We start from the raw sequence: 24575 nt of genomic DNA on the forward strand, positions 1-24575 counted from the left end.
GGTCTCGACCGGTTTCCTCTCCGGTCGTGGCAGGCAGGCTTTTGGGTCAGCCCACCTCCTCGGTCAGTGGCTCCTCAGCTTGGCGCGCATCCAGCGAGGTGATGCGGATCAGGCTTTCCTGCAGCATCAGCAAATGTTCGCGCATGGCCTCGGCCGCCTTCATCGGATTGCGCGCGGCAATCGCGTCGATGATCATTCTATGCTGGGCATAGGAGACCGGGCGGGTCTTGTTGACGTTGCGGGCCAATTCGCGAATGGTTTGCCAGGCTTCATCCTGACGGACATGGTTGATGACGTCGAAAATTGCCAGGAAGAACTGGTTGCCGGCGCTTTGCGCGATCAGCCGATGCAATGCGCCATCCCAGAGTTCGCGGCTGTCGGCATCGTCGCTGGCGGTGATCTTCTTTGCCAGTTCATACATGCGGTCGATGTCGTCAGGCTTGGCGCGCATGGCGGCGAGCTGGGCGAGCTGCGGCTCGATTCGCAGCCGGACTTCCATGACTTCCATGAGATCCGTGCCCGCCACAAGCGTGCTGACATGCTGGCTCCAGTCGTCCGGTCGCTGCCCGACATAGGTTCCGGACCCCTGGCGCCGCCAGACGCGACCTTCCGCTTCCAACACTTCTAGCGCTCGCCGGATCGCCCGCCGGCTGACACCCAGCGTCTCCGATAGAGCCCGCTCAGTCGGCAGTTTTCCGTCAGCCGGGAGATCGGCCGAATTCAAAAGCCCACGGAGCCTTTCCAGGGCATGGACCGAATTTTCCGGAAGGCTGTCGATTGCCATATTGAGAGGTGAACCAATTTGAAATTGGTTCAATAGAAATTGAACTCGCCCGCCTCGTCAAGCACTTTTTTGTGCAATTTCGGCGATGCACAATGTTTGTGCGCAATGCAGAAAGGCGACCCCCAAAAACGAGTCGCCTTCTTGAGATGACAGATCAACGATGCCGCTCTTGCGGTTCTTTGACTTGAGCCTCAGCGCCCGACGGCGCGCGCAGAAATCGCCGTCTCTGGCATGAAGTCGAAATCCTTGTCGAAGGGGTAAGTCGGCTTGGTCTTGCGCAGGCGCGGCAGGCGTTCGACGAACTGATCGACGACACCGGGGGACAGAGCCATTAGGCTCGGGTTGGCGATCGGCGCCAGCTCGGGCGAGAGGTAGCCGGATTTGACGACGATGATCTTTGCCTTGTGCGGATCGAGGCCAAGGCGGGTGAAATCGGCGATATTATGATAGGGGCGACGCTTGGCCGACAGCACAAGGTCGATGCCGCCGATGGAGACGACAGCCTGTCTGTCGCTCGCTTCCGTAGTGTCCAGCAAATGTTTGACGGTGAAGTTGCCTCGTACCGGCTTGCTGCCCTTGGTGTCGAGCGATGCGCCGACCGAGAGATCGAGGGTGGCGCCCAGGCCAGCGGCGTAGCAGGCTTCCGTGGCGGCCTTGTCGGCGATGCCGGCGAAAATGACGCCTTGTGCTTTCTTGGCAATCAGTGCCGCCAGCACATCGGCGCGGTCACCGACGCCGCCGCCCGTCGGATTATCGCCGGATTCCGCCAGAACCACGGGCGCGGTCGTGCTGGCGATTGCCTTGGCGACGCATTCCTCGATCGAGCCGGTCTCCGAGCCGAAAACGAAATCCTTGCGCACGTCCCAATAGGCCTGCGCCAGGCGTTTTGCTTCCCGCTCAAGCACGACGCGATCTGTGCCGGTCATGATGGCGGCAGCCGTGGCGCGCGGCTCGTCGGCCCAGACATAGCCGACCATGAGAGAGGCGTCCCAGACGCCGTCGAGGGCATCGATCCCGGGCAGCCTATCATAAAGGCTCTTGGCCGGCTCATCGACGGTACTGGTGCGTTCGCCCGGCAGCACGACGGGGATCGGCGCCCAGAGCAGGATCGGCTTCACGCCGGTCTTCAGACTCTCCGTCAGCATCTTGACGGCGCGGCGCATGGTTTCCTCGACATCGATATGCGGGGCAGTGCGATAGGTGGAGTACATGTCGAGCGCATCGATGATGCGCTGGGTGACATTGCCGTGCAGGTCGTAGCTTGCCGAGACCATGCAATCCTCGCCGACGACGGCGCGAGCCGCACTGATCCAGTCACCTTCGGCGTCTTCCATGCCTTCGACATACATGGCGCCATGCATGGCGAGATAGATACCATCGAGCGGCAGCAGCGCTTTCAATCCTTCCAGGAACTCCGCCTTGAAGGCCTCGTAGGTATGACGCGCGACAGGACCGCCGGCGATGGCTCTCGCATGGATGGTCGGCAGGAACTCGCCGTCATAATCTTTGAGAAAGGCGAAGTAGGGCGAGGTGGTCAGCTCCGCGCCGCGCAGAACGCGAAAATCCTTCTCTTCGTTCAGGACGGGATTGTAGGTGCTGCATTCGATGTGAATGCCTCCAACGGCAATGCGCATGGGAACCTCAATAGGGGTTGGGACCAATCAGGAAATTATGGGCGGCAATGCTGGCGGCACCGCGTGCCCAGACATCGCCATCGACGCGCTGCGTGCGGATCGGCGTCTGGCCGGCATAGCGCGGCAATACATTGCCCTCGACTGCCTGCCGCATGACAGTGCCGAACAGGCCATCAAACCGGCCTTCGACATGGGTAATCAGGATCAGGCCGGGATCGTTGAACTGGATGAGATGCGCAATCGCAAGCCCCAGTGCGCTGCCCGCGCGATGCAGGATGCGGATCGCCGCGGCATTGCCGAGTGATGCCTCCGTCTCCAGAGCGTCGAGGGATTGGCAGGCGAGACCTTCCGCCTTTGCCATTTCCTTGATCGCCTTCAGCGAGGCTACGGTATCGAGACAGCCGCGCTTGCCGCAGCGGCAGGGCGCACCATTGGGCTCGATCGTGCAATGAGCGATTTCGCCGGCGCCGCCATGATTGCCGCGGTAGAGTTTACCGCCGATGAAATGGGCGCAGCCGATGCCGTCGTCGAAGGAAACGACGCTGAAATTCTGCACGTCGCGGGCGCCGCCAAACAGCTTTTCGCTGACGGCGACCGCCTTGGCGTCGTTTTCGATAAAGGTGGCGATGCCGGTCTTCTGCCTGACAATGCCGGCAAGCGGCACATCCTGCCAGCCGAGTAACGTGGATTTGACGCAGCTCGCCTGCTTTTCATCGACGAAACCGGAGAGCGCAATACCAAGGCCTGAAAGCTTTCGTCCGGCATCTTTACATTCGGAAAGCAATTTCGGCAGCGTGTCGGCGATCATCGCGGCGATGACATCAGGATCGCGCGACAGTGGCATCGTCTGACGCGCGACGATATTGCCGTTGAAATCGCAGAGGACCAGCGGCGCCGGGTCTTCGAGCAGCGAGACGCCGCCGAAGAAGGCGCCTTCCGGATGCAGGTCCAGCAGGATCGAGGGCCGGCCTTGTCCGTAGATCGTTTCCGTTTCCCGCAAGACGCCGAGGGAAATCAGATCGCGCGCAATCCCGCTCATCGCAGCCTTGCTCAACCCCATGGAGGCTGCCAGAACCGTCCGGCTGGAAGGGCCTGATTGGCTGATGACCCGTAAAAGCTGCTGCTGGGAGGACGTTAGCAATTCGACGTTCCGCCTGGATTTTGCCTGTTTTGCGGAGAATAAGTTCAGAAAATAAACAAAGCAACCATATTTAGTTTTATTGCAGGCCTAATCATGCCGTGCCGCAATATATTGGAAGAGCGCATCGATTTGCTCGACCTGTTTTGTGAATGACGGCAGTCCAGGCGCCGTCTTGGGGCGATTTCGCGAAACATGTTCGCGTTTAAATAGTTGACATCGACCTGTATCAATATGCAAAGCTTATCATAACGATTCAGCCGGTGCTCGACCGCAATCGTCTCGTCCCTAGACTTTGATCCCACAAGCTAAGCGCTCGACCATGGCCGTTATAGCGGCATGTGCATGTTTCGATCCCGGGTGCCGCAGTCAGAAAGGAATGCCATGTCCAGCACGGTCGATCGTTCGAGACGCCCGTTGGTCATCGTCTCGATCATGCTTGCGACCTTCATGGTCGCCATCGAAGCGACCATCGTCGCGACCGCCATGCCGCGCATCGTCGGCCAGCTCGGCGGCTTCACCTATTATAGCTGGGTCTTCTCCGCCTTTCTGCTGGCGCAATCCACAACCACCGTCATCTATGGCAAGCTTTCCGATATTTTCGGCCGCAAGCCGATGCTGATCGGCGGCATCATCATCTTTCTCATAGGCTCGACGCTCGCCGGCTTCGCCTGGTCGATGGCCTCCCTTATCGTCTTCAGGCTGCTGCAGGGCCTCGGTGCGGGTGCCATTCAGCCTGTGACGATGACCGTCGTCGGCGATCTCTACAAGCTGGAAGAGCGGGCCAAGGTGCAGGGCGCGCTTGCCAGCGTCTGGGCGATCTCCGCCGTCATCGGCCCGCTCGCCGGTGGCATCATTGTCGACAATCTCTCCTGGGCCTGGATTTTCTGGATCAACCTGCCGCTTGGCGTGCTCGCCATCGCCGGGTTCATCCTCTTCCTGCACGAGTCGGTTACGCCGCGTGAGGCGAAGATCGATTATTTCGGCACGGTCCTGTTTTCGATATCGATCGTGTCGCTTCTCGTCATCCTGACGGAGACCGATGCAGGTTTCGCCGTTCTCTGTCCCCTGGCGATCGTCTTTATCGTTACCGGTATCCTGTTCCTGTGGCAGGAGCGGCGGGCGCCGGAGCCGATCATTTCGATCGCTCTCTGGAGCCAGCGCCTGATTGCGACCAGCAATGCCGCGACGCTGCTTGCCGGCATGGCGCTGATCGGCCTGACGACCGTTCTGCCGATCTATGTTCAGGGTGTCCTTGGCCGTTCGCCGCTGGAGGCCGGCTTTACGCTGACGATGCTGATTGTCGGCTGGCCGCTGGCCGTGATGCTGGCGAGCCGATTCTTCCGCATCTTCGGCATCCGCAACACCCTGCGCGCCGGCAGTCTCATGTTTCCCTTCGGCTCGCTTTTCCTGCTGTTCCTGACGCCGGAGAGCAGCCCGGTGATCGCCGGCATCGGCTCGTTCCTGATGGGCTTCGGCATGGGTCTCATCAGCCTTACGAGCGTCGTGCTGGTGCAGGAAAGTGTGGAGTGGTCGATGCGCGGCAGCGCCACCGCATCGATCATTTTCTCGCGCAGCCTCGGCAACACGCTTGGCGCAACCGCGCTCGGTGCGATCATGAATGTCGGCATCGCGCATTACGGCAGCGGCGAGCTGGCCAACAGGCTGCACGATATCCTCAACCAGCCGACCGGCCTTGCCGATCTCGTCACCGATCCGGCGATCAGAAGCGTTTTCGATGCGGCCCTGCACTGGAGTTTCTGGGGTGTCGTCATCGTCGCTCTGACGACCTGCGTGACCATCTGGCTGATCCCGGTTACGCGAGATGCCGGTCGCGGGTCGTCGGCGCCCAAGGCGGATGCGCAGGAAGCCATGACCCATTAGCGCAAGGGCAGGGCGGTCGAGCAGGGCTTGATCTGTCAGAAGCCGTAGTCGCGCGCAAGCCAGGCGTCCAGCAGGTTTCGCGATGCTTTGATTGCGGCGTCCGTGTCCTGCGTGACGATGGCGTCTAGGATGGCCTTGTGGAGGGGGAGGGCGCGTTTTTGCCCTTCGGCGACGTCCTCATGGCCGGAAAGCGTGCGATTGGCGTAGATCCCGACGGCGATCAGATCGATCAGCTGCGAATAGATCATGTTGTGTGTGGCGGCGAAGATCGCAGTATGAAAGCGCAGATCGGCATCGGCATTGCTGTTGACGTCTCCGATGGTGGACGCCATCTCCTCGTAGGCGGAGCTGATCGCGGCAATGTCGCTCTCGGTGCGGCGCAGGGCCGCGCGCGCCGTCGCCTCCGGCTCGAGTGCCAATCGCAGGTCCTTGATCGATCGCATGATTTCGACCGATGGGCCGGTCTCGTAGTACCAGACCATGACATCCGTATCGAGATGATGCCAGTTGGAGCGTTCCTTGACGCGCGTGCCGACGCGGGTCTTGATCTCGACCAATCCCTTGCCGGCCAGGCACTTCATCGCTTCGCGGATGACCGTGCGGCTGATGCCGAATTGTTCGACCAAATCAGGCTCGTTTGGCAGTGTTGCGCCGACTGGATAGTCTCCGCCGACGATACGGCGGCCGAGCTCGTGGACGAAATAGCCGAAGACGCCACGCCGGGGGATTGTGCCGTATTTTCGCACAAAGGCATCGAAGGGCGACTGTGTTACGATCAGTTTCGACTCCGGGGTAGCCCTGGAGGTTATTGCGTCCTGGCCATGTTTCATTATGCGGGACTCTCGTTCCTTATTGATTCGCCGTTCGTGAGAACAATCATCAGCCTACGGCGATTTGCGAGGCTTCTTGCTGGTATCTTGGCCAGTTTGGGGCTGTTCCATATTGATGTTGTATCGATCCCATTGTTCTTCCCGCGGCATTTTCCAGTGAAAACCCTAGCATGTCTTACGTATGCATGCCTACTGGCACCGAGTTGATCGATCTGTTCACCAATTTGAACATGCTGATGCGTTTCGCCCCGGGCCTCTATTGGGATCGGCAGCGGTGAGCAAATTGCGCACCATCCGCTAAGCGAAACGTGATCGCTCAATCGATTGATGGGACGATTTCGACTATCGTAAACGTTACCGAACCGGTTAAATGCAGCCGGGATGCGAGGCGGATTCGGAGTTGCTGATCCATGAATGACATGTCCACGCCTGGGCAAAGGGAGGATGCGCAGGAAGCGGGTTCGCGCTCGCTGTTGATTGCATTGCTGGTGGCCGGTGCCTTCTTCATGGAAAATCTCGACGGTACGGTCATCGCGACCGCATTGCCGCAGATGGCCGTTTCGTTCGGTGCTCGCCCGGTCGACCTCAATATCGGCATGAGCGCCTATCTTCTGACCCTTGGCGTCTTCATTCCGATCAGCGGCTGGATCAGCGATCGCTTCGGTGCGCGTCTGGTCTTCACAACCGCCGTCGTCATTTTCACACTCGCTTCGGTTCTCTGCGGCTTTGCCAATGGCGTCGGCTCCTTCGTTGCCATGCGCATTCTGCAAGGCATCGGCGGGGCGATGATGGTGCCGGTGGGCCGGCTTGTCGTCTTGAACAATACGCCGAAGGACAAGCTGATTTCGGCCATTGCGACGATCACCTGGCCGGCGTTGGTGGCGCCGATCCTCGGGCCGCCGCTCGGCGGCTTCATCACCGACCATGCAAGCTGGCGCTGGATCTTCTTCCTCAACCTGCCGCTCGGCATATTGGCCTTTATCTTCGCGCTCATGCTCATTCCGGCGACGAAAAGTACGGCGCGCCCGCCTTTCGACTGGATCGGCTTCGTCGTCAGCGGCATCGGACTTGCGAGCCTGATGTATGGGCTGGAACTGATCGGACACCCCGATCCCGTCTGGCTGGAAGCCTGGACCTATGTGATCGTCGGCTTTGTCCTGCTTGCGGTCGCCGTCTTTCATTTTCTACGCACGGAGCATCCGCTCATCGATCTCTCGGGGCTGAAGCTGCCGACGTTCGCCATCACCATCTCAGGCGGATCGCTGTTCCGCACCGCTATCGGCGCGGTGCCCTTCCTGCTGCCGCTGATGTTCCAGGTCGGCTTCGGGCTCAGCGCCTTTCACGCCGGCATGCTGACGCTCGCCGTCTTTGCCGGCAATCTGGCGATGAAACCGGCAACGACGCCCATTCTGCGCCGCTTCGGCTTCAAGCCGGTGCTGATCGTCAACGGCCTATTGAATGCCGTCTTCATTGCCGCCTGTGCACTGTTTTCGCCCGATACGCCGCTCTGGTTCATCGTGCCGGTACTGTTCATTGGCGGCATGTGCCGGTCGATGCACTTTACCGCACTCAACACGATCGCTTTTGCCGATATCCCGCCAGGGCAGATGACGGGTGCCAATACGCTGTTCAGCACAGTCTTTCAGCTGACGATGGGCATGGGCATCGCCGTTGGCGCGATCGGCATTCGCATCGGTCAGGCGATCAGCGCACCGCTCGGAGTGGAGAGCACCGTCGCCATCGAGTTCCGCCTGGCCTTTGTGCTGCTCGGCATCATCGCGCTACTCGCCGTGCTGGATTGCTTGCCGCTTGACCGCAAGGCGGGCGAAAACGTCTCGCGTAAGCCAAAGAAGGGCGTGTCGAAAGCGGCGTAGCGATGTCTTCTTTCGAAGCGGTTAGTATGAGAGTTGGATGAGATTGTAATGCAGCAATATCGCTGGAATCGCCATCAGGATGATCAGAACTATTGCGACGCTTGCAGCGCGCATCATCCTCCTCCGGCGGGCGCGCTGACCGGTCCAATCATATACTGTCATAATGAGCCCTCCTTCTCATTAGTGATTAGAAAGACAAGAAATGGAACGCCAGTCAATATCGGCAATAGCGAGCTAAATAATAAGCGTTATCTAATATTTGGAAGGCGAAGCATACTTCGATGGCCGAAGAGAGCCGTCGAACTTCATCTGTAAGAGCCTAAAGAGCGTTTTATGATGCCGGCTCGCACGATATAACGGAAAAGGATTTCGTCCCTGTGTCAGCGGGACGCCGGCTGCTTTGGAAAAGAGGAAAAGGCAATGAGCAAGATGCGTGCCCTGGTTTTGGAGCGTCAGCATGAACTGGCGATCCGTGATATCGATCTGCCCCAGGAGGTCGGGCCGGGCCAGGTGAAGATCAAGATCCATACGGTCGGTGTCTGCGGGTCGGATGTGCACTATTACACGCACGGAAAAATCGGCCCCTTCATCGTCAACGAGCCGATGGTGCTCGGGCACGAAGCGGCGGGAACGGTGGTGGAAGTCGGCGCTGGTGTGACGCATCTGAAAGTCGGTGACCGGGTCTGCATGGAGCCCGGCATTCCCGATGCCAATTCCAAGGCCAGCCGTCTCGGCATGTACAATATCGATCCTGCGGTCACCTTCTGGGCGACGCCCCCGATCCATGGCGTGCTGACGCCTTTCGTCGTGCATCCGGCCAACTACACCTTCAAGCTGCCTGATAATGTCAGCTTTGCGGAAGGGGCGATGGTCGAGCCTTTCGCCGTCGGCATGCAGGCAGCCACCAAGGCGCGCATCACGCCCGGCGACACCGCTGTCGTGCTTGGTGCCGGCCCGATCGGTATCATGGTGGCGGTTGCAGCGCTTGCCGGCGGCTGCGCGCGAGCGATCGTCGCTGATCTCGCCCAGCCGAAGCTCGATATCGCCGCACAGTATCAAGGCGTGATTCCGGTCAATATTCGCGAGAAAAACCTCGTCGAGGAAGTCGATCGCCTGACCGATGGCTGGGGCGCGGATGTTGTCTTCGAATGCTCGGGCTCGCCGAAGGCGTGGGAAACGGTCATGACGCTGCCATGTCCCGGCGGCGTGATCGTCGCCGTCGGCTTGCCGGTCAATCCGGTCGGCTTCGATGTTTCCACGGCGTCGACCAAGGAGATCCGTATCGAGACGGTCTTCCGCTATGCGCATCAGTATGAGCGTTCGATCGCGCTGATCGCCTCCGGTCGCGTCGATCTGAAGCCCTTGATCTCCGAAACATTCGACTTCGAGGATTCCATCAAGGCTTTCGATCGCGCTGTCGAAGCCCGTCCGACCGACGTCAAATTGCAGATTGTCCTCAAGCAATAGGCGCTCGCTGTCACATCGTCTTGTCTCAAGTCATCAGCCGGTTTCGCGCTTCGGCAAGGCGATGTTTTCCCAAGGTTTCATATCTCCCGTAGACGGCCTGGCAAAAGCGATGCTAGGTAGCCTTTCACAGAGGGAAACAGGCTTTAACGCCGTGAAACGGGAAGGACAGCCGTGCCGCACGACGTTGCATTGATCGCATTGATTGCCGCGGGCTTCGTATTCGCGGCCATTTTCGGCTATCTGGCCGACAGGCTGCATCTGCCGCCGCTGGTCGGCTATCTGGTGGCCGGCGTCATCATAGGCTCGTCCACTCCGGGTTTCGTCGCCGATGTTTCGCTGGCATCGCAATTGGCCGAGATCGGCGTCATCCTGCTGATGTTCGGCGTCGGCCTGCATTTCTCGGCCGCCGACCTGTTGGCCGTGCGCGGCGTCGCCATTCCCGGCGCCATCGGTCAGATTGCGATCGCGACGCTGCTCGGTGTGGGCTTGACGTCGCTATGGGGCTGGAGCGTCGGCGCCGGCGTGGTCTTCGGCCTCAGCCTTGCGGTTGCCAGTACGGTCGTGCTGTTGAAGGCGCTGGAGGAGCGCAATCTCGTGAGCTCGACGAATGGCCGCGTCGCCGTAGGCTGGCTGATCGTCGAGGATCTGGCCATGGTCCTTGCGCTTGTGCTCTTGCCGGCCTTTGCCGGTGTTTTGGGCGGTCATGCGGATGCCGGCGGCCATGCCGTTTCCGGTTCGATCTGGCTGACGATCGGCATGACGCTGCTCAAGGTCGCAGCCTTTGCGGCTGTCGCCATCTTCATCGGTCCGCGTGTGGTGCCATGGCTCCTGACCTCGGTTGCGCGCACAGGTTCGCGTGAACTGTTCACGCTGTCGGTTCTGGCGATCGCGCTCGGTATCGCCTTCGGTGCGGCAGAAATCTTCGGTGTGTCCTTTGCGCTCGGCGCCTTCTTTGCCGGCCTCGTGATGAGTGAATCCCACCTCAGCCATAGGGCGGCGGCCGACTCTCTGCCATTGCAGAATGCCTTTTCGGTTCTGTTTTTCGTGTCCGTCGGCATGCTCTTCGACCCGACGGTGCTGATCCGCGAACCATTGATGATCATCGGCGTGCTTGCGCTGATCATGCTCGGCAAGGCCTTGATCGCCTTCGGCGTCGTTCTGTTACTGCGCTATCCCGCCAGCATCGGCTTTGCAGTTGCAGCTGGTCTTGCACAGATCGGCGAATTCTCTTTCATCCTGGCAGGGCTCGGGGTTTCACTCGGGCTGCTGACGCGGGAAGGACAGGATCTCATCCTTGCCGGTGCGATCCTGTCGATCACGCTCAATCCGCTGGCTTTCTACGCCACGGAAAAGCTGGAAAACTGGGCCTTTGCGCGCTGGCCGTTCCTGGCGGACAAATATGGCATGGCCAAGCAGGAGGCTCTTCGCCGCCAGTTGACCATCATCAACAAGCAGCGTGAGGAGCGGGATCGCCAGCATCATCTTGAGATCGAGCAGCTCATAGAAACCTTCCCGATGTTTGCCGAACTTGATGATAACGAGCACGAGGAACTTCTGCTGCTCTTCCGCCCGAGATCGGCTTCGCCGGGTGACCGGGTTATCCGCACCGGCGATCGCGGCGACAGCATGTTCTTCATCGCTTCGGGCGCGGTCGAGGTACAGCTGGAGGATGACGAGATCCGGCTCGGCGCCGGGGCCTTCTTTGGCGAAATGGCGCTGCTGACGGGCGCGCGCCGCACGGCTGATGTCGTCGCCGTCGATTTCTGCCAGCTTTTCGTACTGGATCGCCGGGACTTCAATCTGTTCATGTCGCGCCATCCACAGCTGCGTGCCGCCGTCAGCCGCATGGCGCGGGAGCGGCAGGAGAGCAACGTGTCGCGCCAGCGGCGCGACCTTTCCCAGGACGCAGGCTGATATTTTATCGGCGTTTCAGCCAGGTTTTCGAGACACGGCAAGCCATCGTATAAGCAGGGTCGAAGACGTTGCCGACATCGTAGCGCACGACCTGACCGAGCAGGTGGCTGGCTGCGGTCCTGTCGAGACCGTAATCTGAGCCGAGCCAGCGCAGCATTTCGCTGGTGGCATGTTGCAGGGCCTGATCAAGCGGCCGGGCATTGCCAATGGTGAAAATATCCTCCGCCGTCTCGCCGCGCGGCCAGACGATCGTCCTTTTCTTTTCGACGCTGAGGCGCACCGTCACTTCGAAAGTGGTCTCGATCCCGGTGCCGACGATCTCTCCATCGCCCTGGACGGCATGGCAGTCGCCGAGGAAAAAGAGAGCGCCAGGCGTCGAGACCGGAAACCAGATGGTCGTCCCTGGCCCGAGCAGACGATAATCCATGTTGCCGCCGAATTCGCCGCTGGTGGCGGTCGATATGGCCTGGCCGAGAGATGGTGCGACCCCGAAGCAGCCGATCATCGGCGACAGCGGCAGAACAAGCGCTTCCAGGCCCGCAACGGGTTCGGCAAGCCGCGCCGTCAGGGCCTCTCGATCGATCTGCCAGTATACCTTCTTGCTCGCCGGCAAGTCGCGTACGTCATGCGGGTCGACGACGTTGCTTGCTACCACACTGCGGGTAAAACCCGTGTCGCGCGTCGGCACCATGGCGAGAATCTCGACCTTGAGGCTATCGCCCGGTTCCGCGCCGTCGACGAAGATCGGCCCATTCATCGGATTGGGGCCGGATATCTGGCGGACATCATGCTTGTCGTAGCCGGCGGCATCAAGGGTTTCGGTAACAACAGTATCGCCATCGGCGATATGTAAGGCTGGCGGCAGCGAGCCGATGACATTGTGATAGGTGTCGGGAACGAAACGATGGGTCGCCATTTTGCTGAAGCCTTGTGTGGAATCCGGTGGCGGTAGCCTATGACGAGTCCGAACGTCTGGGAAAGGGCGGGCGACGATATTAGGCAAAGATCACTTCGCTTGTCGCGCGCAAATGCCTGCCACGGCAAACAGCCCTCAAGCAAAATGATCGCGAAATGCCTGCGGTGTCGTCCCGAATTTCCGCATGAAATTGCGCCGCATGGTTTCTTCCGAACTGAAGCCGCAGCGCATGCGTGCCTGATGCACGCTAAGGCCTTCCTCCAGAAGGCGGCGGGCTGCCTCGATGCGGATTTCCTCCACCGCGCGTGCAGGCGTCCGTCCGGTCGCCTTCAGATAATGGCGCGAGAAGCTGCGTGCGCTCATATTCGCCTGCTCGGCCAGCGTCGGCAGGGAAAGGTCGGCGCGCAGATTGTCCATGATCCAGCCATGCAGACGGTCGAAGCGTTCGCCGCCCTCCTGAAGTCTCAGTGCCGCGCTGAACTGCGCCTGACCACCCGGGCGCTTGAGGAAGACGACGAGTTCGCGCGCGACGGAGAGCGCCAGCGAGCGACCAAGATCGGCCTCGACCAATGCAAGCGAGAGATCGATGCCCGCAGTTACGCCGGCGGAGCTCCAGATCTGCCCGTCCTGAACGAAGATCGGATCGGGCTCAAGCTTCACTTGCGGAAAGCGCTTGGCAAATTCTTCGCACCGGTTCCAATGCGTCGCTGCCCGTCGCCCATCCAGAAGACCGGCTTCCGCAAGCAGAAAGGCGCCGCTGCAGACCGAGGCTATCCGTCGGGTATTCGCGGCGCGCCGGCGCACCCATTCGATCAGGCCGAGGTTCTCGCAGGCTTTATTGACGCCCCAGCCGCCGGCGATGATCAAGGTGTCGGGCGGATTATGGATATCGGAAAGCGGGGCGGTCATGAGCGCGAGACCCGAGCTGGTTCGGGTCTGTGGGTTTTCCGCGACCACGATGGCTTCGTAGGGTTTCGGCTGATCGAGCTCACGCGCCGCCTCGTTGGCGCTGGTGAAAACCTGCAGCGGACCCGTGATGTCAAGCAGTTGGGCGTTGTCGAAGGCAAGAATTTCGATGGGGCGCATAATTGGCAAAAAATGACGGTGGTTTGGCAAATGTGCCAGAGCATTGTCGCATAGGCTTGGAAAAGTCAATCATTGGAGACATGCCATGACCATCCGCTTCGGCCTGCTTGCGTTTCCAGGCGTCCAGCAACTCGATCTGACCGCGCCCTACGAGGTATTCGCCTCGATGGATGATGCGGAGGTGCATCTCGTGTGGAAGGACACGTCCCCCATCGTATCGGCAACGAAGCTGGCGTTGCAGCCAACAACGACGTTTGCCGAATGCCCGCCGCTTGACGTCATCTGCGTGCCCGGCGGCGTCGGCGTCAATGCATTGCTGGAGGATGCGGACGTTCTGAGCTTTGTCCGGAAACAGGCGGCCAAAGCCCGCTTCGTAACATCGGTGTGCACCGGTTCTCTCGTCCTTGGAGCGGCCGGCCTGCTCAAGGGCAAGAAGGCCACGACCCATTGGAATGCGCTTGATTTCCTCGAGAGTTTTGGAGCCGTAGTCACGCCGGGCCGCGTCGTGCGGGACGGTAATCTCTTCACAGCGGGCGGCGTGACCGCCGGCATCGATTTCGGGCTGACGATTGCTGCCGCCTTGCGCGGTCGAGAGGAAGCCGAAGCGATCCAACTGTCGCTGGAATACGCGCCGGAGCCGCCATTTCATTCCGGATTGCCTGAGAAGGCTAGTGCTGAGGTATTGGCCAGAACCAGGCAACGCCTTGCCGGCTCGAGAATGGCGCGGCAGGAGATCATCGCCCGCCTTACGGCGGTCAGACATGAGCCTGAATGAACATCGACTTGTCCACCGGCGCTGTCACCTCAATGAAACGGAGCACCGATAGGCAAGCGATCATCGGTCGATCGTGTCGAGGCAATGATGGGTAACGGATGAATGGAAATTCCAGTCTCACATCGCCTATCATACTTGACACAAATAGCTTTTCTGCGACCGTGGCATCACAATAGCGTCCACGGCCTTACGGGGAAAAGGCTTATTTGATGAACGAGTTCCGATCATTGCGCCGCATATTCCGTTTCGTCATGGCAGTGACCGTTCTGATATGTGCAGGCCTGGGGTCGATATCGCAAGCTGCAGCCGCCGAGACATCCGAGATTGCTCCGCAAACAAAGACTTCGAGCGAGCAGACCGAGAAGCTGATCGGCACCTTGCGCGACAGCGGCGCGGTGTCCGGAGCCGACCTGTTGCAACGCCGCTCCGATTTCGAAAAGCTCATGTCATCGACCCCAGGCCCGGCGCGTGTCCAGATACGTCATGTCGACGCCAACGGGGTGGATGGCGATCTGATCTGGCCGGCACGGTTGCATCATCCGATCGGGCGGCGTGCCATCCTTTATTTGCATGGCGGCGGCTTCTATAGCGGCTCCCTTCGCACGCACGCCAACATAGCGGGTTCGCTCGCCAAGGCCGCCTCAGCCGATGTGCTGTTGATCGACTATCGCCTCACGCCCGAAAATCGCTTTCCCGCGCAAAGGGACGATGCCATTGCGGCCTATCGCTGGCTTCTGACATCAGGATACAAGGCCGGCAACGTCGTTATCGTCGGCGAGTCGGTTGGCGCAACTCTGGCCATCGAGGTCGTTTTGAACCAGCTTAGGCTGAGTGGTCCGCTTCCCGCTGCCGTGGTCGCGATGAGCCCGATTACCGATTTCGCCGCAACGGGCGCGTCCCTGGCCGCCAACGCCGCCAGCGATCCCTTCATGAACAAGGCCGAGTTGACCCTTATCCACGATGCGTTCGCGCGCGACCGTCCTCTTGCCGATCCCGATATATCGCCGCTCTATGGCAATGTCTCCGGGTTTCCTCCGCTGCTGATCCAGGTCGGCGCTCGCGAGGTGCTACTTGATGACGCCTCGCGGTTTGCAGACAAAGTACGCCAGGCGGGTGGTAACGTGAGCCTGGAAGTCTGGCCGGGGATGATCCATCAATGGCAGATTTTCCCGTTCTGGCTCGACGATGCGAGGAAATCGAACGAGCGCGTTGCGCAATTCGCGATTGCGCATTTTGTCGATAAGCCAGTGCAATAGCTCGCACACCTGGTCGAACTCAATCTGATTGCGAAAATGTCTGCTCTTCTGCGGTGCCTCATTAAGCGCGCTCGGCCGATTGGACTATGGCGTCTAATTATTTATCGCAATAAATAATCGTGGATCAATTTTTTATATGGACAGGGCAGGTGAAAGCCATTATGCATGTCCATGTCGCGATAATAAATCGCACAATAAATTTAAGTGGAGATTGAAATGAGCCAGTCTATCCCTCAAGCTACTCGTCGGGGCGTTATGACAGCCGGGCTTGGCCTTGCCGCTGCTGCAGCTGCCAGCCCCTTCGCTCAACCTGCGCAAGCCTCTACAAAGCAATCAACTTCGAAAGGTAAGGACACAATGAGCAGCAGCACGATCACCACCAAGGACGGAACCCAGATCTTCTACAAGGATTGGGGAACGGGCCAGCCGATCGTCTTCCATCACGGATGGCCCCTGAGCTCTGACGATTGGGATGCCCAGATGCTATTCTTCCTTCACCAGGGCTACCGCGTCATCGCCCACGACCGTCGCGGCCATGGCCGTTCCAGCCAGACCGCAACAGGCAACGAGATGGACACCTATGCCGCCGATGTCGCGGCGCTGGCAGAACATCTGGATCTCAAGGGCGCCATCCATGTCGGCCATTCGACAGGCGGCGGCGAAGTTGCCCGCTATGTCGCCCAGTATGGCGGCCATGGCCGCGTCTCGAAGGCCGTGCTGATCGGCGCCGTACCGCCGATCATGGTCAAGTCCGACAAGAACCCCGGCGGCCTGCCGCTGGAAGTCTTTGATGGCTTCCGTACAGCGCTTGCGGCCAACCGCGCTCAGTTCTTCCGCGATATTCCGGCGGGGCCCTTCTACGGTTTCAATCGTCCCGGCGCAGCTGTTTCGCAGGGCGTTATCGATAATTGGTGGCGCCAAGGCATGATGGGCGGCACCAAGGCCCATTATGATTGCATCAAAGCCTTTTCGGAAACAGACTTCACCGAAGACTTGAAGAAGATCGAAGTTCCGACCCTCGTCATGCATGGCGATGACGACCAGATTGTGCCGATCGCGGATTCGGCGCTTCTCTCCTCGAAGCTGCTAAAGAATGGCACGCTCAAGGTCTATAAGGGCTTCCCGCACGGTATGGCCACCACGTATGCGGACGTGATCAACGCGGACCTGCTCGCCTTCTTCAAGGCCTAAGCATTAAAAAGGTCATGCGCCCGCCAAAAAGGCGGGCGCTTCACAGCCTGCCGGGTGCTGGTTACAGCCCTTGCCTCTTCAGCTGTCGAGTTTCAACGAAAGCTGAACGGCGCGGGGCAAGGGCGGTAGCGGCCGGCTGATTTCAACGCGGCGCGTCCATGTGGCGCGCCGTTCCTGTTCGCGCTCCCGAAGGGCCTTCGAGACAGCGACAAAGGTCATTGCACGTTCGATGACTTGTTCTGCCTTGGTCATGGAAAACTCCATTTGTTCACTTTATGTTCTCATATGGAGTTCTGAAAGTCAAGCAAGACAGCGTCCGGGCCGCGGCCGCCGATAAGCGCAGCGGCTTGCCAATGAAAACGCTAACCAGCGATCCTAATTCCCTTGTAATGTATGGGTGATTTTTAGCCAAACTCATCAATCAGAAAATGTAGCCTTGCCTTCGCCCTATTTCATACCTATGTTCTTTTTGTCGATCTTGCTTGATGATCTTTGTTTGCCCGGAAGCGTGGCGCGAATTTTCTTTCAATTTCGGTTTGTAATACTGCCGAGAACGGTTTTCGGCGGAACGAAATCCCATGTCTAATTGAAAGGAAACCGCTATGAATTCAGGAACAGTAAAATGGTTCAATAGCGCCAAGGGCTTCGGCTTCATTCAGCCTGAAGATGGCGCAACCGATGTGTTCGTTCACATTTCCGCCGTCGAGCGCGCGGGTATGAATGCTCTCGCAGAGGGTCAGAAGGTCAGCTACGAACTGGTGCGCGATCGCAAGACCGGCAAGAGCTCCGCTGATAATCTGAGAGCAATCTAATTGTCACTCATCTTGCTGACCACGGATGTACTGGCAGCAATGATTTGATTGACGGAGAAGGTCGGGTTATGGCCCGGCCTCTTGTATTTCTGCGACCCATCTGCAAGGGGATGCGATGAGCAGAATGAAATATTCAGTTGGAGACACCGTGGCCCTGAAGGCTGATCTCACCCGGCTGAAAGCGGCTCCGAGACTATGTCGGATCGTAAATACACTGCCCTCAGATTCCGACGAGATCCATTATCAAGTGCGCTTTTTGGACGAGAGTTTCGAGCGGCGCATCTTGTCGACCGAAATCGAGAAATTGAGCACGGATCCAACTGCCGATCAGCAAGGATCAATTTCTCGTAAACAGGAGCCATGGCTCAAACCTCTCGCGATAGGTGGCAAAGGCAAGCATTCCGTTAAGACATAAAGCATCGCAGAAACACTCCAGGGAAAGAGTATGTTTTGCAAGTTTTTGTAAGAGATAACGATGTTGATCAAGCGCTGCGCGTGCTCAAGAAGATAATGATCCGAGATGGTGTATTCCACGAGATAAACATGCGCTCGGCCTATATAAAGCCATCCGAGCGCCGTGCTCGGGAAAAGACGCAAGCCATTCGGCGGCAGCGCAAGTTGCTGCGAAAAAAGTTGCAAAGAGGTGGTTTGCTGCCCAAAAGTAATCGCAGCAGGGGGCCAAGTCGTTAACATCTGGGCATTCATCCCCATTCGGTACTCCGCAGGAAGGAGCGATCATGTCAGCTACCAAGGAACAGTTCTTTAGAAAGACCGCGTCTCTCGGCAATGATAAAGCCACCATTACCGATAACGCGGCAAAGACCATTGTCGCGGCAGAAAACTCCGCACGGGAAAAGAAAACGGAGGCTTTACGAGCCCTTCGCCTGCAGCGAGAAGCAATGGTGGAACCGAAGGCAGAAAAGTCGGTCAAAGCACGGAAAAACTCCATGCGGCGTGGTAAGGCATGAGCTTGATTTTGTTTAACCGGCGCAATGAATAATACGCGGAGAATTCGGCTGCGGAAGCCGACACTGATAGTCTAAAATCCCAGTCGCTCGACGTCTTTGACGTTGAGAATGGTGCAATAAGCCTTCGCCTCTTTCTCAGTCAGAAGACTTAAAATCCAAGGTGTAGGCTGAGCAGCTCTTCCTGTGAAAATATCGTACACAGTCCAAGTGCGGTCACACTCCTGGCGAACCGCGTATCTGAGCGTCACCCTCGACATGTGCCACCTATGAAGGATGGCGGCGGAACGATTTCCGTGTCGCATCGATCGGTTTCAATTTATTAGCTATTCGATGTCCAGAGAAGCTGAATTGATGACTGCGCTTCCGTTTCGCGAAAACTCTTTTTATCCACGCGATCGAATGGCACTTCTATAGAAATAAATTTTCTAAACGCTTGAATTCTACGGAATAATGGCCTAAGTGTAGGAAATGGCATTGTTCGTGAGCGCCAATCAAATTTGGAGACTCGCAATGTCTTAGTCGCTTTCCTCTTCTGACCACGGATGTACTGGCATTGGTACGAAGGCGATATCGGGAAGGTCGGCGCGATTTCGCTCCGGCCTTTTTTGTTGCCGGCTGCTCAGGGAGGCAACATGAGTGCATATAGGATCAATCGGCAAAACAAGCCTTTGTCCAAAGCCGAGAAGGCTGCGATTGTTACGAATGAATCTGCGTGGACCATCATTCACAACGAAGAGGCCGCGCGTGAAACCAAGACTGAGCGGCTTCGCAAGGCAAGGCTGGCCAAGGAAACCTCTGAGCCGTTGGTTGAGAAGCCAGCGGGTAAACGGCCCCGCAAAAGCAGAAGCTGACCGATCGCCAAAATCCAATTCGACACGCATCTGTCGTGCCGACAGATCTGATCTCGACGAACGTCGGGCCGACGACCGGCTTTGGTTGACGAAGAAGCAACGGGCTTTCGTTTTCAGCCTCATTGGCGATGCAGATTGATCTCGCTGGTTACGACCGATTTGCCGGAGCTCAGATCCTTGTCGATGGTCCGGAGCGTCAGCTGGCCGTTGCCCTGCCTGCGAATGGTCATACTGGCATCGCGATCGCCGTTGACGAGACGTGCCCAGCGCACCTTCAGATCGATGACATCGCCCTGCCTGCTGCCCGACAGCTGCGATGTCGCACCGGAAGGACCGGTGTAGGTGCCTGAGTATCTGCTTCCGCGCGCCGTGAGCTGGGCCGATATCGCGCGACTGATGATGAGAAGGCCGCGGCAATTTCCTCTCATCGAAATCGACGAATCCGGCGCGCTGATGGTGAATCTGCAGGAGACATTGATCGGCGCGTCGCCGATCTTTCGAAGCACCTTGCCGGTTCCCGTCCAGCTGCCGTTCAGCGGCTTCAGAAATCCGATTTCATCGGCGGCGGCAGGTGTCGCCAGGCAAGCAGCGGCAAGGAGGGCAAGAAGGCACGCTTGATAACGCATGGTATCAATCCCTTCGTCAGATTAACTAGGAACGCCGCAGGCTATGCTCGGTTCCCAGATAGTCAGAGCCAGTTGATGCGTTTCAGAATATAGAGGGTGACGATGGAGGTGACGGCGACCAATACGACGATGATGACAAAGGCCCAGGTATCGTTGACGCCTGGAATGCCGCCGACATTCATGCCGAACAGGCCGGCAACGACGCTCGGCGGCAGCAGCAACGCGGCAAGCGCTGCAAGCCTGTTGGAGTTGCGGGCGATGCGCTCGCTGATGACGGTCGAAAGGTCATCGTGCAGGATGCCCGTCCGGTCGCGGATTGCATCCAGATACTCGATGCAGCGCATCAGCTTGTCGATCACCTCACGCATGCGCAGCTTGTCGCGTTCGGCAAGCCAGGGAGCGTCGTCATGTTCGATGCGATTGAGGGCATCGCGTTGCGGCGAAAGATAGCGTCTTAGCTGCACGGCGCGTCTGCGAAGTAGCTTTAGGCGCTCGCGGACTTCGGCGGCCTCGCCATGGAAGATCAGCTCATCCAGCTCGTCAACTTCCTCATCCATCTGATCAAGAACGGGCTCCAGGTCCCTCACGAGCTTGTCGCTGACGAGAGCAAGCAGTTCGCCGGTGCGCTTCGGCCCCTTGCCCTTTTCGAGCGCCTGGCGAATGTCCCGAAGAGCGGTGATGTAATGGCCGCTGTCGCGAAGCGTCACGACGCGGTTCTCGTCCACCCAGGCATGCAGGGGAACGAGATCCAGATCCTCGACCGCCACATCCGCCTCGTCGGGCGGTGCAGCGCAGACGCCACGAAGAATGATCAGCAGGCCGTCGTCAACCGGCTCGACACGGGGACGCGATTCATCCTCGAGCAACGCGTCGGCGACGAGCGGATCGAAACCGCCATTTCGTGTTATCCAAGCGGCCGCCGCATCATGGTCACGCTCGAGATGAACCCAGAGAATTCCATCTGCCGGCTTCCAACTCTGCAGGCCGGCGGCACCGATCTCGCGACAGCTGCCATTGCCGTCAAGAAGGACGGCGAAGCGTATGCCCGGCTCGGCGCCGTAGCTGAGTTGAACCTTCCGGCCCTCGATCTCCATCCGCTCCCATCCTCCCCCGAGTGTAAAAGGAAAGCGAAATCATGCAGCTATTTTCAATAGTTCTAGCACCGAGAACATTAAGGTGAAACTGCAGTTTAACACGAATGATCGGTTATGCTGCCAGACCGTTCATTCTGCCGCCGCGGCAAGACAGCTATCGACGATCGTACGGATCTCGGCTCGGCAGGAGCCGCAATTGGTTCCGGCATTAAGCTCCTTGCCGACGGCTTCGACACTGTAACAGCCGCCGCGAATGGCCGCGACGATCTGGTTGACGCCGACGCTGAAGCAGGAGCAGACCGTTGCACCGGCGTCGATCGTATCGGCTCCCGGTCTGCCGGCGATGAGCGCAAACCGTTTGCTGAGATTGCCATGCGATGCCGAAAGCTGCGCGATTGCCCAGTTTCGGGCGACTGCGACGGGTTGGCGGGCGACAAATAGGGCTGCTAGCAGCCGCTCGCCATCGAAGAAAGCAAGGCGCAGGTCTCCGGAGGCCTGATCGGCATAGCCGAGCGGTTCGAGGTCAACTGGTATATCGAATGTCGCGCGACACCACCCGATCCAGTCGTCCGGTGCCAGATCGAACGCAAGCTCTGTCCGCCAGCCGCCATCGGCCTTGGCGAGCGCCCAATAGGCGCTGTCGAGATCGTGCGGCTTTGCTGTGGAGACCGCGAAGCAATAATGCGAGGCCTGGAAGCGGCGGGCGCGGACTGCGACATTCTTCGAGGCGGGCTGGCCGGAAATCGGGTCCGTAAGGGGAGCGACTACGGCATCGACGCGGGCTTTGGCGGCGAAGCTATCGTTCCAGTGCATCGGTACGAAGAGGCTGCCGCGCGCCTGGCGCTCTGTCACCAAGGCGCGGACGATTACTCTGCCATACGGGCTCTCGATCTCGACCAGGCCGGCTTCGGCGACACCGATCTCGATTGCATCACGCGGATGGACCTCGACGAAGGGCTCGGCGATGTGGCCAGACAGGCGGGCGCTCTTGCCGGTCCGTGTCATCGTATGCCAGTGATCGCGAACGCGTCCGGTATTGAGCGTCAGGGGGAAGTGGCTGTCTGTTCGGTCGGTTGCCGGCGGCTCTATGGCGACGAAGCGCGCTTTGCGATCGGGATGATAGAAACCGCCATTCGCAAAGAAGCGGGTGATCCGTGGTGCCGCCCCGGCTGGCTGTGGCCATTGGAACGGCGTGAGCGCGTCATATTCTTCTGTGACGATCGCTTGATAAGCGCCGATGTCGAAGTCCCGGCTTCCCTCGTTTTCGAAGCCGGAAAGGCCCGCGTGCTCGGCGAATATCTCGGCATTCGTGCGAAAGGAGAAGGCTTGCGAAAATCCCATGCGGCGGCCGACTTCGGCCATTTGCCACCAGTCGGGCCTGGCTTCGCCGGGCGCTGTGAGAAACTGACGCTGCCTCGAAATCCGCCGTTCGGAATTGGTGACGGTGCCGTCCTTCTCGCCCCAGCCGAGCGAGGGCAGCAGCACATGCGCGTGCCGCGTCGTATCCGTCTCACGCAGGACGTCGGAGACGACGACGAACGGACAGGCCTTGATGGCCGCCTCGACGGCATCGGCGTCCGGCATGGAGACCACGGGGTTGGTCGCCATGATCCACAATGCCTTGATGCGGCCGTCGGCGACGGCGCGAAACATGTCGACCGCCTTCAATCCCGGCTTTCCGGCAATCCGCGGCGATTGCCAGAAGCGCTGAACGCGGTCGCGATCCCCGGCATTCTCGATCGCCATGTGAGTGGCGAGCATGTTGGCGAGACCGCCGACCTCGCGGCCGCCCATGGCATTCGGCTGGCCGGTCAGCGAGAAGGGTCCCATGCCGGGCCGGCCGATGCGGCCAGTCGCGAGATGGCAATTGATGATGGCGTTGACCTTGTCGGTGCCGGATGAGGATTGGTTGACGCCCTGGCTGTAGCAGGTAACGACCTTCTCGGTCTGGGCAAACAGCCGGTAGAATTCGCGAAGCTGCATGGCGGGCAGGCCTGTCAGCTCAAGCACGCGGTTGAACGACATGGAGCTGGCGGTGGCGAAAGCCTCGGCAAAGCCGCTGGTGTGCTCGGCAATGTAATTCTGGTCGATGGTGTTGTTTGTAATCAGATGCTCGAAGAGACCCAGGAACAGGGCGACATCGCCATCCGGCCGGATCGCCAGATGCAGATCGGCGATATCGCAGGTCATGGTCCGGCGCGGATCGATGACGACGATCTTCATCGCCGGCCGTGCCGCCTTTGCCGTCGCCAGCCGCTGATAGATGACCGGATGGCACCAGGCGAGATTGGAGCCGGTGAGGATGACAAGATCGGCCAGCTCGATATCCTCGTAAGTGCCGGGCACCGTATCCGACCCAAAGGCGCGGCGATGACCGGCGACCGAGGATGACATGCAGAGCCGCGAATTCGTGTCGATGTTGCCCGAGCCGATGAAGCCCTTCATCAGCTTGTTGGCAACGTAATAATCCTCCGTCAGCAGCTGGCCGGAGACGTAGAAGCCAACGGCATCAGGGCCATGCTCGGCAATCGTCTCACTGAAGCGCTTTGCGACCAGACCAAGCGCCTCGTCCCAGCTGGCCCTCTGGCCGGCAATTTCCGGATGGAGCAGGCGTCCGTCGAGGTCGATCGTTTCGGCAAGGGCGGAGCCCTTCGAGCACAGACGTCCGAAGTTGGCAGGGTGGTCAGGGTCGCCTTTGACGGAAACCTTGCCGTCATGGTCGACCTTGGCGATGACGCCGCATCCGACGCCGCAATAGGGGCAGGTGGTTTTGGTTTCAATGGACATGGATTGCGTCCATGAAGGTTAGAGCCTGGGAGAACACCCCCCTCTGTCCCTGCGGGACATCTCGCCTACAAGGCAGGGGTATCGCATATGAGCGGAGATCGCCGCTGTCCCCCTTCTCCCCAGCGGGAAGAAGGTGCCGCCAGGCGGATGAGGGGGTGCCCGCCAAGACCACAAAAATCCATGAATTCAAATAGATAATCCCCTCATTTGACCCTTCGGGCCACCTTCTCCCCAAGGGGAGAAGGAGCTTATGGTGCTCGTCCGCCTCCATATGCGATAGCCCTGCCCCTTGTGGGGGAGATGTCAGCGAAGCTGACAGAGGGGGGTGATTTTTCCCGCGCACCGTCATCGTCACTCCGCCGCCATCATCAGGCTTTCGAGCGCGATGAAAAGCGCACCGTCCTCGTTGCGGACGGGAATGGTCCGCACCTCGCCCTGGTCGGCTCCAAGTGCCTTGCCGGTTTCGAGCGAGATCACCCAGTTGTGCAGCGGGCAGGTCACGGCTTTCCCGTGAACGATTCCCTGGGAGAGCGGGCCGCCCTTGTGCGGGCAGTGGTCCTCGATGGCGAAGACCTCGTTTTCGGCCGTGCGGAACACGGCGATTTTGCCCTGCGGGGTTTTCACGCAGCGTGCGCCGCGAGGCGGGATGTCGGAGATGTCGCCGATTTCGATCCAGTTCATATTCATC

The 24575-nt window shown here is 59.3% G+C and carries 24 protein-coding genes; 12 read left to right on the top strand and 12 right to left on the bottom strand.

Annotated features, from left to right (window positions below; all coding sequences use genetic code 11):
- Positions 1-46 precede the first annotated feature (46 nt).
- From PH558_RS07445 to PH558_RS07455, 3 genes are all read right to left on the bottom strand, one after another.
- The gene (locus PH558_RS07445) at positions 47-784 is read right to left on the bottom strand and encodes a FadR/GntR family transcriptional regulator (RefSeq protein ID WP_285203108.1); all 738 of its coding nucleotides are present in this window, start codon (positions 782-784) and stop codon (positions 47-49) included.
- Between the two features lie 191 nt (positions 785-975).
- On the bottom strand, positions 976-2418 hold the full coding sequence (locus PH558_RS07450; protein WP_285203109.1) for a M81 family metallopeptidase: 1443 nt from the start codon (positions 2416-2418) through the stop codon (positions 976-978).
- 7 nt (positions 2419-2425) lie between these two features.
- A complete protein-coding gene (locus PH558_RS07455) occupies positions 2426-3559 on the bottom strand; it encodes an ROK family transcriptional regulator (RefSeq protein ID WP_285203110.1) in 1134 nt (377 codons plus the stop codon).
- A gap of 381 nt (positions 3560-3940) precedes the next feature.
- Between PH558_RS07455 and PH558_RS07460 the strand changes: the two genes are divergently transcribed.
- Positions 3941-5440, top strand: a complete 1500-nt coding sequence (locus PH558_RS07460) for an MDR family MFS transporter (protein ID WP_285203116.1) — start codon at positions 3941-3943, stop codon at positions 5438-5440.
- A 35-nt stretch (positions 5441-5475) separates the two neighbouring features.
- Here the strand turns inward: PH558_RS07460 and PH558_RS07465 are convergent, their stop codons facing one another.
- Complete coding sequence (locus tag PH558_RS07465; protein ID WP_113407558.1) at positions 5476-6270, bottom strand: FadR/GntR family transcriptional regulator; 795 nt, start codon at positions 6268-6270, stop codon at positions 5476-5478.
- Positions 6271-6680: 410 nt separating this feature from the next.
- Here PH558_RS07465 and PH558_RS07470 point away from each other — a divergent pair, with 410 nt between their 5' ends.
- Positions 6681-8144: a DHA2 family efflux MFS transporter permease subunit gene (locus PH558_RS07470; RefSeq protein WP_285203117.1), complete on the top strand. Its 1464-nt coding sequence runs from the start codon at positions 6681-6683 to the stop codon at positions 8142-8144.
- Between the two features lie 21 nt (positions 8145-8165).
- On the opposite strand, the gene PH558_RS07475 is transcribed toward PH558_RS07470, so the two are convergent.
- Entirely contained in the window at positions 8166-8306 is a 141-nt protein-coding gene (locus PH558_RS07475; protein ID WP_285203119.1) for a hypothetical protein, read from the bottom strand.
- Positions 8307-8564: 258 nt separating this feature from the next.
- Between PH558_RS07475 and PH558_RS07480 the strand changes: the two genes are divergently transcribed.
- Together PH558_RS07480 and PH558_RS07485 are read left to right on the top strand one after the other, a co-directional pair.
- Positions 8565-9611 (top strand): NAD(P)-dependent alcohol dehydrogenase, encoded by a 1047-nt coding sequence (locus tag PH558_RS07480; RefSeq protein ID WP_095436911.1) that lies wholly within the window; start codon positions 8565-8567, stop codon positions 9609-9611.
- 171 nt (positions 9612-9782) lie between these two features.
- Positions 9783-11525, top strand: a complete 1743-nt coding sequence (locus PH558_RS07485; RefSeq protein WP_285203122.1) for a cation:proton antiporter domain-containing protein — start codon at positions 9783-9785, stop codon at positions 11523-11525.
- Positions 11526-11529: 4 nt separating this feature from the next.
- On the opposite strand, the gene PH558_RS07490 is transcribed toward PH558_RS07485, so the two are convergent.
- Complete coding sequence (locus tag PH558_RS07490) at positions 11530-12441, bottom strand: acetamidase/formamidase family protein (RefSeq protein ID WP_285203124.1); 912 nt, start codon at positions 12439-12441, stop codon at positions 11530-11532.
- A 135-nt stretch (positions 12442-12576) separates the two neighbouring features.
- Positions 12577-13527 (bottom strand): GlxA family transcriptional regulator, encoded by a 951-nt coding sequence (locus tag PH558_RS07495; protein WP_285203126.1) that lies wholly within the window; start codon positions 13525-13527, stop codon positions 12577-12579.
- 85 nt (positions 13528-13612) lie between these two features.
- On the opposite strand from PH558_RS07495, the gene PH558_RS07500 reads away from it, so the two are divergent.
- The 3 genes from PH558_RS07500 (at position 13613) to PH558_RS07510 (ending at position 16749) form a co-directional block, all read left to right on the top strand.
- Positions 13613-14302 carry a DJ-1/PfpI family protein gene (locus PH558_RS07500; protein ID WP_285203127.1) on the top strand — a complete coding sequence of 230 codons (690 nt, stop codon included), beginning with the start codon at positions 13613-13615 and terminating at the stop codon, positions 14300-14302.
- A 251-nt stretch (positions 14303-14553) separates the two neighbouring features.
- Positions 14554-15558 (top strand): alpha/beta hydrolase, encoded by a 1005-nt coding sequence (locus tag PH558_RS07505; protein WP_285203795.1) that lies wholly within the window; start codon positions 14554-14556, stop codon positions 15556-15558.
- A 357-nt stretch (positions 15559-15915) separates the two neighbouring features.
- Complete coding sequence (locus tag PH558_RS07510; RefSeq protein ID WP_285203130.1) at positions 15916-16749, top strand: alpha/beta fold hydrolase; 834 nt, start codon at positions 15916-15918, stop codon at positions 16747-16749.
- A gap of 78 nt (positions 16750-16827) precedes the next feature.
- Here the strand turns inward: PH558_RS07510 and PH558_RS07515 are convergent, their stop codons facing one another.
- Complete coding sequence (locus tag PH558_RS07515) at positions 16828-17001, bottom strand: hypothetical protein (RefSeq protein ID WP_015342656.1); 174 nt, start codon at positions 16999-17001, stop codon at positions 16828-16830.
- A gap of 350 nt (positions 17002-17351) precedes the next feature.
- Between PH558_RS07515 and PH558_RS07520 the strand changes: the two genes are divergently transcribed.
- From PH558_RS07520 to PH558_RS07540, 5 genes are all read left to right on the top strand, one after another.
- Positions 17352-17561, top strand: coding sequence for a cold-shock protein (locus PH558_RS07520; RefSeq protein ID WP_095436905.1), 210 nt, complete (start codon positions 17352-17354; stop codon positions 17559-17561).
- Positions 17562-17676: 115 nt separating this feature from the next.
- Positions 17677-17976, top strand: a complete 300-nt coding sequence (locus tag PH558_RS07525) for a cold-shock protein (protein WP_095436904.1) — start codon at positions 17677-17679, stop codon at positions 17974-17976.
- 35 nt (positions 17977-18011) lie between these two features.
- Positions 18012-18251, top strand: a complete 240-nt coding sequence (gene rpsU / locus PH558_RS07530) for a 30S ribosomal protein S21 (protein WP_285203131.1) — start codon at positions 18012-18014, stop codon at positions 18249-18251.
- 47 nt (positions 18252-18298) lie between these two features.
- The gene (locus PH558_RS07535) at positions 18299-18529 is read left to right on the top strand and encodes a hypothetical protein (RefSeq protein WP_113407564.1); all 231 of its coding nucleotides are present in this window, start codon (positions 18299-18301) and stop codon (positions 18527-18529) included.
- A 632-nt stretch (positions 18530-19161) separates the two neighbouring features.
- Positions 19162-19380 (top strand): hypothetical protein, encoded by a 219-nt coding sequence (locus PH558_RS07540; RefSeq protein ID WP_285203134.1) that lies wholly within the window; start codon positions 19162-19164, stop codon positions 19378-19380.
- 119 nt (positions 19381-19499) lie between these two features.
- Here the strand turns inward: PH558_RS07540 and PH558_RS07545 are convergent, their stop codons facing one another.
- From PH558_RS07545 to nirD, 4 genes are all read right to left on the bottom strand, one after another.
- A complete protein-coding gene (locus PH558_RS07545; protein WP_113407565.1) occupies positions 19500-20006 on the bottom strand; it encodes a hypothetical protein in 507 nt (168 codons plus the stop codon).
- A gap of 62 nt (positions 20007-20068) precedes the next feature.
- On the bottom strand, positions 20069-21100 hold the full coding sequence (locus PH558_RS07550; protein WP_152093296.1) for a CorA family divalent cation transporter: 1032 nt from the start codon (positions 21098-21100) through the stop codon (positions 20069-20071).
- 129 nt (positions 21101-21229) lie between these two features.
- On the bottom strand, positions 21230-23887 hold the full coding sequence (locus PH558_RS07555; protein WP_285203138.1) for a nitrate reductase: 2658 nt from the start codon (positions 23885-23887) through the stop codon (positions 21230-21232).
- A gap of 351 nt (positions 23888-24238) precedes the next feature.
- Positions 24239-24574: a nitrite reductase small subunit NirD gene (gene nirD / locus PH558_RS07560; protein WP_069614617.1), complete on the bottom strand. Its 336-nt coding sequence runs from the start codon at positions 24572-24574 to the stop codon at positions 24239-24241.
- Position 24575: the final 1 nt, after the last annotated feature.

Source organism: Rhizobium pantanalense, from assembly GCF_030182525.1.
Classification (GTDB): domain Bacteria; phylum Pseudomonadota; class Alphaproteobacteria; order Rhizobiales; family Rhizobiaceae; genus Rhizobium.